The sequence below is a fragment of the Limosilactobacillus vaginalis genome, from assembly GCF_025311515.1.
In the GTDB taxonomy this organism is placed as follows: Bacteria; Bacillota; Bacilli; order Lactobacillales; family Lactobacillaceae; genus Limosilactobacillus; species Limosilactobacillus vaginalis.
In genome coordinates, this window is sequence record NZ_CP104399.1 from 1,436,682 (window position 1) to 1,450,855 (window position 14,174).

Here is a 14,174-nt window from a genome sequence, read left to right on the forward strand (position 1 = left end):
TTGTTAAAATTTGATTAATCTCATCCCGTTCAAGATAACAATTAAGATACTAAATTCATGAATAAACATCCCACTTGCCATTCCAACATAACCCGCAAACAAACCGATGAACAACAATAAGACTGTCAGTAAAGCCATCACGATATTTTCATTCATGTTTAAAATTGTCTTCTTGGATAAGCCAAGGGCATAAGCGATCTTCCGCAAGTCATTTTTAACTAAAACTATGTCTGAAACTTCAATGGCAACATCCGTTCCACTACCAACGGCAATTGCAACATTAGCATTAGCTAAGGCCGGACTATCATTGATCCCATCACCAATAAAAGCAATATGGTGTCCCTTAGCTCTTTCTTTTTTAACAAAAGCAGCCTTGTCTTGTGGCAACATTTGACCATGAACTTCATCGATTGGCAACTTCGCCGCAATTCGTTCAGCAGTTTCTTGATTGTCTCCAGAAAGCATCACTAGCTTCTTAACTCCTAATTCTTTTAAGTGGGTTAAAGCATCATTAGCTTCTGGGCGCAATTGATCTTTAATGCCAAAAACAGCTAATTGACTTTGGTCTTCATTAGCAAAAGCGACAATTGAATTACCTAATTGACTTAAATGATTAATTGTCTTATCCAATTTTGCATTGGTACGGGTATTTTCAATGATTAAGTCTTGGTTACCTAAATAATATTTTTGATTATTTAAAGTGGCGATGATTCCCTTACCCTTAACAGTTTCCACTTTAATTGAAGCTGGCTTTTGTTTATTTAATTTTGCAATTGCCTGAGCTAAGGGGTGGTTACTTTGACGCTCAATTTGAGCAGCTAATTTAATAATTTCATCTTTGGGCCCATTTAATACCTCAATTGCACTAACTTCTGGATGTCCAACAGTCAAAGTGCCGGTTTTATCAAAAGCAATTTCATCAATCCGATGAGTTTGGTCCATCACTTGCGACCCTTTAAACATAATGCCACTTTTAGCACCATTACCGATACCAGCAACTGTAGATACTGGCACACCAATAACTAAAGCACCTGGGCAACCCAGCACCATAACTGTAATAGCCAGCCTAAGGTCTTTAGTAATTAAACCTACAACAATTGCAATTATAAGTACGGTGGGAGTGTAATATTTGGAAAACCGGTTAATTAACTTTTCTGTATGTGACTTTGTATCTTGTGCTTCTTCAACCATTTCGATAATTTTACCGAAAGTCGTATCTTCACCGACTGCGGTAGTTTCGACAGTCAATGTACCGTTTTCAAGGATAGTTCCTGCATATACTTCATTACCGGCTTTTTTATTAACTAATTTAGATTCACCGTTAACACTGGCTTCATTAAGATAACCAGAACCTGAAATAACCTTGCCATCGACTGGAACCTGATCACCAGTTTTAACTAAAATCTTTTCACCAGGATCAATGAAATCGATGTCTTCTTTCTCAGTTGAGCCATCATCTTGAATAACTAACGCAGTTTGTGGTGCCATTTGAGTCAAATCAGCGACGGCTGACCGAGTTTTTCTTAAAGTTAATTCTTCCAACACATCTCCTAACATGAATAGCCAAGTAACAATGGCTGCTTCATTAAATTCACCAATAATGAAGGCACCGATTACCGCCAGCGATACTAAAACATCAATAGAAATTAATTTAACCTTTAAAGATGAAATAGCCGTCAAAGCAATTGGAAGCACTCCGACAATCCCCACGATAAGCATTAAAGCCTGGTATGGCAAATTCATGTGCAATAGCCATTTAGATCCTTCAGCAAGCAACAGCAGAATAGTATTAACAAGCAAAAGCTGCTTTTTGTACCTCATAAAAAATTGTTGTAACTTAATCATTTTTCACCTCTCCCTTTCTTGACACTACACATCATAGGTAAAAAACAATTTAGGTGACTTGACTGTTATCAAGATACTAGTGTCTTTTTATATTCATCTTTTAAGCAAAAAATCACAATTTTATCGTGTAAATTTCGTTTAATAACAGAAAGAATATACAAAAAAGACTAGAAACCATGCAAAAAGCATAGACCCTAAATTTCAAGAATAAGTTAGCCACTGGACTCAAATAAATAATACTGACCAATTGATTATTGGTTGATGGAGCTGTGATATCTCTTGGTAGAAGGCCTTACGATAGATATCCATTGACGAATGTCCATTAAACATAGCTCGTGGATAGTGATTCATCTAATCATTAGTCGCTATGATCTGAGCACTACTATAGTTATTTATAGCTTCACCTTTGGTAATCTCCTTGCGGAGAAACCGGTTATTGATCTCATTGGATCCACGTTCCCAAGGGGAATACGGATCAGCATAGAAAACATGATCGTGAACTTGTGTTAACTCACTAAATTCTGAACCGTTGTCAGAGGTGATTGTCTTAAAGATGCGATAGTAAGCATCTGTGCCCATTTTCTGGCGCAAATTTATAAAGAACTGATTTACTGCATGCGCAGTTTTACCAGCAATTTTACTCGTGATATTAACTCGTGAAAGGCGATCAGTCATTACTAGTACAACACTGTCATTACCGTTTTTCTGTCCCTGAACTGTATCCAGTTCCCAATGGCCAATTTCGGACCGTTGGTCCGCAGTTTGAGGTCGTTGAGCAATATTAGGCCCTAAGCACCTTTTAGCTCGCGGATGAGTTCGATGATGCTTACGTTTAGGTTTTTCAAAGAGGTCTAAATTGGACGTACGAAGCACACCCCCATTAATCCATTGATATAAAGTTACAACCGACTTTGGGATCAGGGTGCCATCATTCATTAAATCTCGAGCCTTATAAATAACCGCTTGTGGGGAGTAATGGTGGTCGTCAAACTCACCAAGCATTAGCTGATCAGCTAATCGTAAAAATTGCTTTGAAGAATAATATAAGCGACGACGACCAGAATGGCGGTGATGTTCAAGATATGTGTCCTGACCAGCTTCATAACTATAGATGTAGTAAGAATATTCGTAAATCTTACCATTAGATTTTTGACGACGAAGTTGGCGGACCGTACCACGGTTGAGCTCGTTATTAATTGTTTGATGATTAACTCCTAATTGGCGACCAATTGCGCGATTGGAAAGTCCTTGCGACTTTAAAGTCGCAATCATCACACGTTCTTCTTTAGTAAGATGAGCATTCTTTTTATGAGTAGTCAATAAACTAGTAGACATGGTATCATTTAAGTGCGTCATTTGACGGACATCCTTTCATATAGGTTTGGTTCACTTAATATGATACCTGATGTCACGCCGAATGGCGTTTTTTATTTACCACCAACTGGGTGGCTAACTTCATTCTATAATCCACCACCCAACAAATTATGGACCTTCGCAAACAAAAAGAAAAAGTACAGAGTCGGGAAACTAATCAACAAGCCAAACTACACAGCCTTGATGAAATCAACAAATTAGTCGAATTGCACAAGTATGGCTTAGTTGACTTTGATGAACAATTGGTTCGTCGCTTGGTAGAAAAAATCACCATCTTCCAACGCTACATGGAATTCACGTTCAAAGATGGTGAAGTAATTAGAGTTAATATGTGAAAACTTGGGATATTCAGCACTCACTTATTTGAGTTGGGTGCTGTTTTTAGATTGTAGTTTTTTAATTTGGCAGATTGCAAGAAATAACAGCCCCGATGAAAAGAACTAATTTTAATATTCAAGTACTGGGGCTCTTACTTCATAGCAGGCAGTCAAAATTCATTAAACCAGCGTCGCACCCAGTGAATTCTTAAAATGGTCAAGCGCCCACTCCTGACCATGCTTAGTAAAGGTGGCGACCCCCTTAACCGGAATCGCAATCTGGTAGTTCAAATTATAGGCGGCAATTGCGGTGTGCAGGACACAGATATCGGTGCAAACACCTGCAATCCACAAGTTATCAATTTTTCGTTCCCGCAGGTAGTTATCAAGATTAGTATTTTGAAATGATGAATAGCGGTTCTTATTAAACTGGTAAACCCGGTCACTGGCCTGATGTTGTTCAAACCAGTCATTAACCTTGCCGTATAGCTGTTGACCAGGCGTACCGACCACGTTATGTGGCGGGAAGAGTTTAGCTTCTGGACTAAACCGGTCCCCACAATGGGCATCAGTCGGGAAAATTACGTAGTCGCCATTTTGGTAAAAACGGTTGGCCAGCTGAACCAAATAATCTTCTAATTCCTGCGCTGGCTTGCCACAAGTAAGCGCACCATTGTCAGCGACAAAATCGTTTGTATAATCAATAATTAATAATGCTTTAGTCATTGCTAACTCCTTATTTTTGTGCCTCATCAACCAGCTTTTGTTGCAAGTCAGCTAACCGCTTGGTTAAATAAACCGGGAAGCGGTCCGGATTAAGCAACCGCTTAGCAGCCGCTGGCAGCTGTGCTAATTCGGTCTGCGCAAAGTGCTGGATGGCAAAAGTGTCGGTTTCAATTGGCGCCGCTTTTCCCAGTGTCAAAACTTGCTTAAGCAGTGGCTTAGCAATGAAGTCGGTTAAAATCACTTTATTCCAGGTGACGTGAACATCAGCATTGATTGCCGCAATTTCGGTTCCAATCTGCTCGTCAGCCAGGGCAATTACATCGGCAACAGCGTGTTGGGGATCATGCTTATCGTAGAGCCGGTAAACCTGCTTATTCCCAGGGAGCGTAATCTTTTCGCGACTATTACTAATCTTGATCTTTGGCACCCATTTGCCATCATTTTCTAATGCCGACATTTTATAAACACCGCTTAATACTGGACTGGATGAACTGGTAATTAGTCGCTCACCGATCCCAAAGTTATCCAGTGGTGCCCCTTCATCAAGCAATGACTTAATAATGTGGGCATCAAGGGCGTTTGAAGCAGTAATCTTAGCGTTGGTAAAACCAGCCTCGTCCATCATCTTCCGGGCCTTGGTTGCCAACTGGGCAATATCACCAGAATCGATGCGGATACCAACCGGTTCGTGGCCAGCTGCCCGCAATTCCTTAAAGACTTTAATTGCGTTCGGTACCCCAGAGTTAACCACATCGTAGGTATCAACTAACAGGGCAGCATTGTCAGGGTAAATTTTGGCCCAGGCACGAAAGGCCGTTAATTCATCAGGAAAGCTTTCAATCCAGGCGTGGGCCATCGTCCCCACCGCCGGAAGGTTAAACAGCTTGGCAGCTAGCACATTGGAGGTACTACTGCACCCACCAATAATGGCAGCCCGCGCACCATATATTGCGGCATCAGGCCCCTGCGCCCGTCGTGCACCAAATTCCATTACTGGGCGTCCGCCAGTAACGCTGGTGATCTGCCATGCCTTCGTTGCAATCAATGATTGGTGGTTAATGATGTTTAAGATCAGGGTTTCAAGAAGTTGGACATCAATTAGTGGGCCACTAATACTAAGGATTGGTTCCTGTGGGAAGACTGGCGTGCCTTCTGGGATTGCCTTAATTGAGCAGCGGTTGTGAGCTGCCGTCAGGTAAAAGAGAAAGTCGTCACTAAAGTGGTTAAGGGACCGCAGATAAGCAATGTCATCAGTTGAAAAGTGCCAGTTCTTAACTTCATCAATTACTTGCATCAATCCAGCACTAATCACAAAACTGCCATCATCGGGCGCCTTACGGTAAAAGACGTCAAAGCGCGCCTACTTATCGTGGGGAAATGTTTGATAATAACCGTTGGCCATTGAAAACTCATACATGTCGGTTAATAATTCATGCTTCATTATTAAATAACTCCTAACAAATTTAGGTAAAAAATACTTTAACTACCGCAAAAAAATAAAAGTATATTGAACTTTTATTATCACTGATTGTAGCACTTTTATTTTTAGACGCAAGGTAGTACCAGTTTAAATAACTTTGGTGGCCGGCCTGACCGCTTTGTTGCGGCGGTACCAACTTCCTTAAACAGTTTTTGGTGGGTCTTTTTAAAATTAGAATTATCAATTTGATCGACCGTTGTTTGGCGGAAAGTAGCATAAACTTCGCGGGCTTGCCGAAGGGTAAAAGTCGGTCCTAAGATCTGTAAAATGGTTGGCTGGTAGTCCAGTTTATTTTTAATTCGTACAATGGCCGTATTAATAATTTGGTGGTGGTCAAATGCTAGCGCCGACCCTGCAGCCAAACTCAAAACTAAGTCATCATTTTGCAAGATAAACTTTCCGTGGTCAAAGTTAAGACTAAACCACCCGACTTCGGTTGCTCCGTACCCGGCCCTCAGTTGCGGCATTGTCGGTAAGAAAGTCATGTAGGCAATCGCCAAGGCCCGCTCACCGCTTACCCGGTCGGGATCGGTGAAGGTTGCCAACTGTTCGGTAGCACTGTTTGATAGACGAACACCAATTTTATCCTTAATCAGGCGGATACAGGCAACGTCAGCACTTTCATCCCGCCGCAATAGGGTTTCTGGTAAAGCCCAGTGGCCCTCAAATGGCGGATAAGCCCGTTTGACCAGCAGGACTTGTGGTAAATGGGTCAGGGGATTAAAACTCCAAATAACATTTGCAATCGTAATTAGCGGACGCGCAACAACTTTGTCAGCCATCTCTTTCACCTCATAAAATATTATAGCGCAATCAAGAATCACAATAATAAAAAAAGCCAAGGTGGCTTAGTCTAGTTCTCCAAATTCTCTTCATCCTTACCCATTGACAAAGAGCCCAAATTTTCGATATTTTAACCGAATTAGCATAAATTCAATATTATTAACTCAATCTTTAGTACCAAACTGACCGATTCATACATACCACAAACACTACCATATCAACGCTCACCTCTACTTTCACTACCCTAATCGACACGACCTGCCAAACTGGACCTTTGTCTACTCGACTATCAAAATAGGACATTGAACACTCGACCCGCCGGCCCTAAATAGAAAAAGTGTGCAAATTCCAATCGTTCAGAAAGGAAAATGCACACTTTTAACTATCTATAAATACCGTCATACCGGCGTTTATCGGCTATTTTTCTGTACGTTCAAGGACTGTAACAGACTCAACATGCGTCGTCTGTGGGAACTGGTCAACTGGCTGAATCGGTTTCGTCACATGGTATCCTTGTTCAGCAAAGCGTTGAATATCACGGACTAATGTGGCTGGATTACAGCTAACATAAATCACCTTTTGTGGTGCCATCTTACCAGTAGCCTCAATCAACGATTCAGCAAGGCCTTTACGTGGTGGGTCAACAATCACGATATCTGGCTTTAAGCCATCTTCTTGCCACTTAGCGAATTGTTCTTCCGCTTTACCGACAACGAATTTAGCATTCTTAATGCCGTTGCGCTTGGCGTTGTACTTGGCATCATCAATCGCTGCAGGAACAATTTCAACCCCGTAAACTTGCTTGGCGTGCTTAGCAACTGCCAACGAGATCGTCCCAATTCCACAATAAGCATCAATAACTGTTTGACTGCCATCTAAACCAGCATTATCAATGGCGGTTTGGTAAAGGCGTTCAGTTTGTTGCGGATTAACTTGGTAAAAAGATAATGGTGAGATTGCAAAATCAATGCCGAGCAATTGGTCATGAATTTCATCGGCACCCCAGAGCGTTTTATTCTTGTCGCCAAGTAAGCGGTTAGTCTTCTTGTCATTGATGTTTTGAACGATGCTCTTTACTTCAGGTACGACTGCTACAATGCCATCAACGATTTGTTCTGCCATTGGTAATCGCTTCGTATTGGTGACTAGCACTACCATTACTTCATGACTATAATATCCTCGACGCACCATGACAGTTCGGATAACACCTTTACCAGTTCGTTCATCGTATGGTGTTACATGATATTTCCGTAATAGGTCACGAACCACGATAATTACTTGGTCAATAGCTGGATCTTGAATATAGAAGTCTTCGATTGGTACTAAGGTATGACTTCCGCGTTTGTAAAAGCCAGTCTCCAATTGACCACGAACCATCTTGACCGGTACTTGGGCCTTATTCCGGTAATGGTATGGTTTGTCCATCCCCATCGTTGCCAACACCTCAATCTCATCTAGGTGCGCCTTTGCCAGCAACTCAGCAATTTGGTGCTGTTTAAACTTTAATTGAGCTTCATATTTAAGGTGACCAAGCGGAGCAATCCCTGTCTGGATATACTTCTTATCCTTAACATCAACCCGGTCAGGACTTTTCGTCTGCCATGCCATTACCCGGCCCCAAGCAAAATGACTAGCAACTTTTGTAATTTTTACTGTGATTTCTTCCCCGGGTAAGGCATTCGGAACAAAGACTGGAAAATCATCAATCTTCACAACCCCGTTACCCTCATAAGTTAAATCCACTACCTTAGCAGGATATTCTTCATTTTTGTGTACTGGAATATTTAATTTCAAGATTAATCCTCCGATAATTTCAACGTGACAAACTTTCCCTATTATAACAAAAGAAACGGCTAACTTCCTATTTTTAGGATGCTAGCCGTTTTTCAATTTAATTTTGTTTTTCTTCGCGATCCTTAATATCATCAACACTCTTCACGAAGTCTTGTTCAACCCGCTTAAAATCATCAGAAACTGTAATAGCATCATCAGGAATTTCGTCAAGGTTAGCAACAACTTCAATATGTTGTTTCAAATCGTGGAATTCCATTGGCGCATCGCCACCGTATTCACCATCAAGGTTAACCATTAAGCGATCGTCCTTGTTTAACGGAATTACCTCAATATCGGTTGCTTTCTCATAGATGATTCGTGGATCATCCAGGTGCTTTCCTTGTAAGGCTTTTGCCATCAGACTCAACATATCAATCATGTTCGTCTTCTTCACGATAATCATCGTAAACTTACCGTCATCAAGAGAAGCATCGGGAACGATTTGTTCAAAACCACCAACAGAATTTGTTAGGGCAATCATAAACATCGTTGCGTTACCCCGATATTCTTTGCCATCGTACTTAATCTGCATCTCAATTGGCTTGATCCGCGGAATAAGTTCTGCACCCTTAGCAAAGTATGCCGCATAACCAAAGAGAGACTTCATTTGCGAAGGAACCTCGTAAGTTAATTCAGTCATCGTTCCCCCAGCGGCAATGTTCATGAAGTAATTCTCGCCTGCTTTACCAATATCAATTTTGAATTTCTTATTTTTCTTCAAAATCAACTTGGCTGCAGCAATCGGATCATCACGAGGAATTCGTAACGCCCGCGCATAGTCGTTTGTCGTTCCGGCGGGAATAATTGCCAAAGTTGGCCGGTGTTCTAATCCGGCAATCCCGTTAATTACTTCATTAAGGGTTCCGTCACCACCGGCAGCGACGATCAGGTCAAAGCCTTCCTTAGCTGCACGAGTTGCCTCGTTCTTTGCTGAGTCTGGTGCTGGTGTCGTGGCAAAAGCGCTGGTCTCGTAGCCAGCCTTTTCATAGATTGAAAGAATATCAACGAGATCACTCCGGAAAGTTTCACGACCAGAAGTGGGGTTATAAATTATCCGAGCACGTTTTCGCACGGTCATCCCTCCAAACTACTTAGCGTTTAACGACTTCATCAACAACTTAGTAACAACTTGTGGGTTAGCCTTACCACGAGTTTGCTTCATGATTTGGCCCATCAGGTAACCAACAGCCCGATCCTTACCGTTCTTAAAGTCCGCAATTGATTGTTCGTTGTTTGCTAAAACATCATCAACGATTGGTTGCAATTGAGCTGGGTCAGATAATTGAACCAAACCATGTTCCTTAGCGTAAGCGCTTGGTTCTTCGCCATCAAGAATTCCCTTGAAGACTTTCTTTGCCATCTTGGAGGAAATGGTGCCATCTTCAATCAACTTAACCATCCCGGCCAAGTTAGCTGGTGTCAACTTAGTATCAGGTAAGTCAACCTGCTTATCGTTCAAGTAAGAATTAACATCATTCATTAAGTAGTTAGCAACCCGCTTAGGATCGCCACCATCCTTAACGGCTTCTTCAAAGAAGTCAGACATTTCCTTGGTCTGAGTTAAGACCATCGCATCATAATCGGTTAAGCCAAGATCCTTAACGTAATGCGCCCGTCGTTCACCCGGCATTTCAGGCATTTCTGCCTCAATTTCGTCAATCCACTTTTGATCAACGTTTAAATCAGGAATATCTGGTTCTGGGAAGTAACGGTAGTCATCGGAACCTTCCTTTGTCCGCATTGAAATTGTTTCACCAGTAGCTTCATCATAACGCCGTGTTTCTTGGGCAATGTGACCACCTGAAAGCAAGACATTTTGGTGACGCTTTTGTTCGAATTCCAATGCCTTCCGAACATAGTTAAAGGAGTTGATGTTCTTCATTTCGGTCTTGGTACCAAACTGTTCAGAACCAACCGGACGAATGGAGATGTTAGTGTCGACACGCATCGACCCTTCTTCCATCTTCACATCAGAAATCCCAGTAAACTGGATCCGTTGACGAAGAGCTTCCAAGTAAGCAACTGCTTCTTCAGGTGAAGCAATGTCCGGCTTAGAAACAATTTCGATTAATGGTGTTCCTTGACGGTTTAAGTCAACATATGAGTACTTGCTGGTATGAGTGTTCTTACCGGCATCTTCTTCAATATGCATTTCTTCAATCCCGACTTTTTTCTTCTTACCATTAACTTCAATTTCAATCCAACCATCATGAGCAATTGGTGTTTCTGATTGAGTAATCTGGTAAGCCTTTGGGTTATCTGGGTAGAAGTAGTTCTTCCGGTCAAAGTGCATGTGACGAGCAATTTGAGCATGAAGAGCCAGGCCGGCCATAATTCCATCACGAACAACGCCCTTGTTCAATGTTGGCAAAACACCAGGGTACCCCCAGTCGATCACATTAGTATTTCTGTTAGGCTGGTCACCATATTCTACTGGTGATGGACTGTAAATTTTTGAATTAGTCTTCAATTCGACGTGGACTTCTAGCCCAATCGTTGTTTCAAAGTTCATCTTAGTTTTGACCTCCTAACTTAGGTGCCTTCTTGTGAACATCAGTAGTTTGTTCAAAGACATAAGCGGTGTTGTAAACTGTTTGTTCATCAAATGGCTTTCCGATAATTTGTAAACCAACTGGCATGCCATTCTTAGCTGAGAAGCCAGCCGGAACTGACATTGCAGGAAGACCAGCCATGTTAACAGGAACTGTCAAAACATCGTTCATGTACATGGTTTGTGGATCGTCGATTTCAGCACCAATCTTAAATGCTGTTGAGGCACCAGTAGCACCAAGAATAACGTCATGATCCTTGAAGACATTGTCAAAGTCCTGAGCAATTAAGCGACGAACCTTAGCGGCCTTGTTAAAGTAGGCATCGTAGAACCCGGCTGAAAGTGAGAAGGTTCCCAACATGATCCGCCGTTTAACTTCTTCACCAAAACCTTCAGTCCGAGAACGAACATAAACATCTTCAATGTTCTTAACATCTTTTGCCCGGAAACCATACCGAATCCCATCATATCGTTGAAGGTTTGATGAAGCTTCGGATGAGGCCAAAATGTAGTATGCAGGAACACCGTACTTAGTATGAGGCAATGAAACTTCATCAATGACGGCACCGAGTGATTCAAGATGATCAAGGGCGTTCTTAATTACTTCATGAACATCATCATTAATTCCTTCGAAGTATTCCTTAGGAACAGCAATTCGCAAGCCCTTAACGTTAGTATCGTCGTTTAATTGAGCGGCCCAGTTAGGAACTTCCTTCAGGGATGAAGTCATATCGTGTTCATCATTGCCACTAATCATTTGGGTTAACAATGCGTTGTCCTTAACCGTTCGAGTCAACCAACCAACTTGGTCAAAACTTGAACCAAAGGCAATGATTCCCCAACGAGATACCCGGCCATATGTTGGCTTCATTCCAACAATTCCGTTAAATGATGCGGGCATCCGAATGGAACCACCAGTATCAGTTCCTAAGGCACCAAGGACATCCCCAGCTGCAACTGCCGCAGCAGAACCACCTGAAGAACCACCAGGAACCCGGGTAAGATCCCATGGGTTATGGGTTGTGAAGAATGCTGAGTTTTCAGTTGATGAACCCATTGCAAATTCATCCAGATTGGTCTTCCCAACATTAATAAAGCCGTTGTTATTTAACTTTTCAACAACCGTTGCGTCATAAACAGGGTTGAAGTTTTCCAAAATTTTGGATGCTGCAGTAGTCTTTAACCCCTTAGTTAAAATATTATCCTTAACTGCCAAAGGAATCCCAGAGGTTAATTGATCTTCGCTAATTCCCTGTTGGTCAATTTCGGCAGCCTTCTTCATTGCTGCTTCTTCGTTTAATGTAATGAAGGCCTTTACTTGATCTTCATTTTTCTTAATGTGATCAAAGGTTTCTTTCGTTAATTCAGTTGCACTGATCTTCTTATTCTTTAAATCATCATGCAGCTGACTTAAGTCGGTTTGATAGAAATCCATTATTCGCCGTCCTCACTTTCATCGATGATTGCAGGAACTTTAATGTACCCATCATCAGTATCAGGAGCGTTATTAAGCAATGCGTCGGTCTCTTCTTTAGAGCTCTTAACTGCCTTGTCCTCACGCATAACATTTTCCCGATCTGAAGCTGAAGTCATTGGTTCAACACCCTCGGTATCAACATTAGTGAGGTCTTCAAACATATCAATAATGCTTCCTAATTGAGTGGTAAACTTGGTAAGCTCTTCATCTTTGAATTCCAACTTAGCAAGTTCAGCAACGTGTTCTACTTGTTGCTCAGTGATCTTACTGGCCATTCTCTCTACCTCTTTTCCAGTAATTATGGCTTAAATATAGTACATACATTTAATAATTTTAGCACAGAATACTAATGGTTTTAACTATTCATCCTTAAATATTCAAGGGAAAAGAAAGTGTTTCATAATTGATGAAGAAGTGAAACCTCATGTTATGAAACACTTAATTTTATTATTTAGTTAAAAGGGTTCGCAGTGACCGCAACCTCCACCTATTGCAACATAGTCAAAATGCGTTTAGCCTAAGCTCCCTCACAATAGTTCTACTGTAACATAGTCAAAACGTGTTCGCCCTAACCTTCCTCAAGCTAACGACCTCCACCTCCGACGACAAAACGTCGTTCGGTGGAGAAATCGTTAGCCACCGGAAGGTTTTAACGGGCTCACACTCTATTCCTTAATACGAATCAAACACGTGGCTTTGGAATTTGTCGGAGCCGGAATTACGGTAAACGACGGCTTGCATTTCGGAACTAGATTGAATCTTGATGTCAATTGGAATTCCGCTTGGCAAGTATTTTCTTGCGGCACGGGCAATGTATTGAGTAAAGCTGGTAATTTCGGTCTGACTATAGAATTGCGTTGTAATGGTAATATGCATTCCAGTCAATGAACTACCGTTGTACTGTGCTTGAGCAGTTACTCCACTTAAGTTAGGGAAGAAACTCTGAACCTGACTCTTAAAGTTAGAGAAACTATCATTATCCGTTTGATCGGATTTAGTTTCCTGGTCAGTTCCGTTAGCCTTTGGTAGTACAGCAGTCCGGTAGTCTAACTTATGCCAGCTGCTAATCTTGCTTCCGTTGTTCTTACTATAAGCAAAGAAGCTTCCACCAACTAAACTATCGTCTGGTGCCTGCTTATATAAAGCAATCACGATTGGAACATTCCGTAATTCTTTCTTCTTCCGTAACCGGGTTAAGATCTTTTGAGCAGCGATTTCACCCTGACGCTTAACCTCTGCATTACTAATGTTCTTTGTATAATTTGGTCCATCAGTCTTCTTCTGGTAGTTATATTCAGAATTAATTCCGATCCCAATTGTGACACCATGCAGTTTCATTGAATTACCGCTTTCCTGCATGTAATCCTGTTCTTCAATCTGCTGAATGTATTCTGGATTAGGATCGCTCTTTTTCCCTTCAGCCGGGTTAAGACCTTCTGGATTGCTCTTGCTCTTTCGTCCTAGCCAATTTTCAACCGTACTGGTATCAAGATATTGACCTTCTTGGAAAATATAATTTTTCGTTGAGAAAACCCGTTTTGATACTTGGGTTAAGCCACTTTCAAAACTTTTAAGGTTATATGAATTACTATTTTGGCTAACATTGACTCCCCGTGCCTTACTTGTTTTGTAGTGGCCATTTTTAATAACCCCTTGATAAGTTCCACTCAAAGAACCAGTAGTACTGTAATTTTTCGATGATTTATGACCAAAGCCACATGAAGTCAAAACCAAAGTTGACATCAAGAGGGCAACCCCAACGGTTATTTTTTTTAGTTTGTTCTTCAA

At 41.5% G+C, this 14,174-nt stretch carries 9 protein-coding genes and 3 pseudogenes; 1 reads left to right on the forward strand and 11 read right to left on the reverse strand.

The genetic code is table 11. The annotated features are described in order from the left end of the window. Positions 1-3: 3 nt before the first annotated feature. Positions 4-1,845 carry a heavy metal translocating P-type ATPase gene (locus tag N4627_RS07235; protein ID WP_260964476.1) on the reverse strand — a complete coding sequence of 614 codons (1,842 nt, stop codon included), beginning with the start codon at positions 1,843-1,845 and terminating at the stop codon, positions 4-6. A 225-nt stretch (positions 1,846-2,070) separates the two neighbouring features. Further along, a pseudogene (locus tag N4627_RS07240) lies at positions 2,071-3,201 on the reverse strand (IS30 family transposase). A 116-nt stretch (positions 3,202-3,317) separates the two neighbouring features. On the opposite strand from N4627_RS07240, the pseudogene N4627_RS07245 reads away from it, so the two are divergent. Beyond that, positions 3,318-3,554: pseudogene (locus tag N4627_RS07245) on the forward strand (recombinase); the annotation flags it as partial. A gap of 162 nt (positions 3,555-3,716) precedes the next feature. Here N4627_RS07245 and N4627_RS07250 read toward each other — a convergent pair. The 9 genes and pseudogenes from N4627_RS07250 to N4627_RS07290 form a co-directional block, all read right to left on the reverse strand. Next, positions 3,717-4,262: a cysteine hydrolase family protein gene (locus N4627_RS07250; protein WP_034525178.1), complete on the reverse strand. Its 546-nt coding sequence runs from the start codon at positions 4,260-4,262 to the stop codon at positions 3,717-3,719. A 10-nt stretch (positions 4,263-4,272) separates the two neighbouring features. Further along, positions 4,273-5,703 (reverse strand): annotated as a pseudogene (locus N4627_RS07255) (nicotinate phosphoribosyltransferase). A 104-nt stretch (positions 5,704-5,807) separates the two neighbouring features. Beyond that, complete coding sequence (locus N4627_RS07260; protein WP_040530834.1) at positions 5,808-6,524, reverse strand: NUDIX hydrolase; 717 nt, start codon at positions 6,522-6,524, stop codon at positions 5,808-5,810. A gap of 418 nt (positions 6,525-6,942) precedes the next feature. After that, a complete protein-coding gene (gene rlmD, locus N4627_RS07265) occupies positions 6,943-8,319 on the reverse strand; it encodes a 23S rRNA (uracil(1939)-C(5))-methyltransferase RlmD (protein ID WP_260964487.1) in 1,377 nt (458 codons plus the stop codon). Positions 8,320-8,416: 97 nt separating this feature from the next. Then, positions 8,417-9,436 carry a diacylglycerol kinase gene (locus N4627_RS07270; protein WP_003716696.1) on the reverse strand — a complete coding sequence of 340 codons (1,020 nt, stop codon included), beginning with the start codon at positions 9,434-9,436 and terminating at the stop codon, positions 8,417-8,419. 9 nt (positions 9,437-9,445) lie between these two features. After that, entirely contained in the window at positions 9,446-10,870 is a 1,425-nt protein-coding gene (gene gatB, locus N4627_RS07275) for an Asp-tRNA(Asn)/Glu-tRNA(Gln) amidotransferase subunit GatB (RefSeq protein ID WP_260964490.1), read from the reverse strand. Between the two features lies 1 nt (position 10,871). Next, positions 10,872-12,344, reverse strand: a complete 1,473-nt coding sequence (gene gatA / locus N4627_RS07280) for an Asp-tRNA(Asn)/Glu-tRNA(Gln) amidotransferase subunit GatA (RefSeq protein ID WP_003716694.1) — start codon at positions 12,342-12,344, stop codon at positions 10,872-10,874. Further along, a complete protein-coding gene (gene gatC, locus N4627_RS07285) occupies positions 12,344-12,661 on the reverse strand; it encodes an Asp-tRNA(Asn)/Glu-tRNA(Gln) amidotransferase subunit GatC (protein WP_003716693.1) in 318 nt (105 codons plus the stop codon). Before gatC ends, gatA begins: the two co-directional genes overlap by 1 nt. A 397-nt stretch (positions 12,662-13,058) precedes the next feature. Continuing rightward, a complete protein-coding gene (locus N4627_RS07290) occupies positions 13,059-14,174 on the reverse strand; it encodes a CamS family sex pheromone protein (protein WP_003716692.1) in 1,116 nt (371 codons plus the stop codon).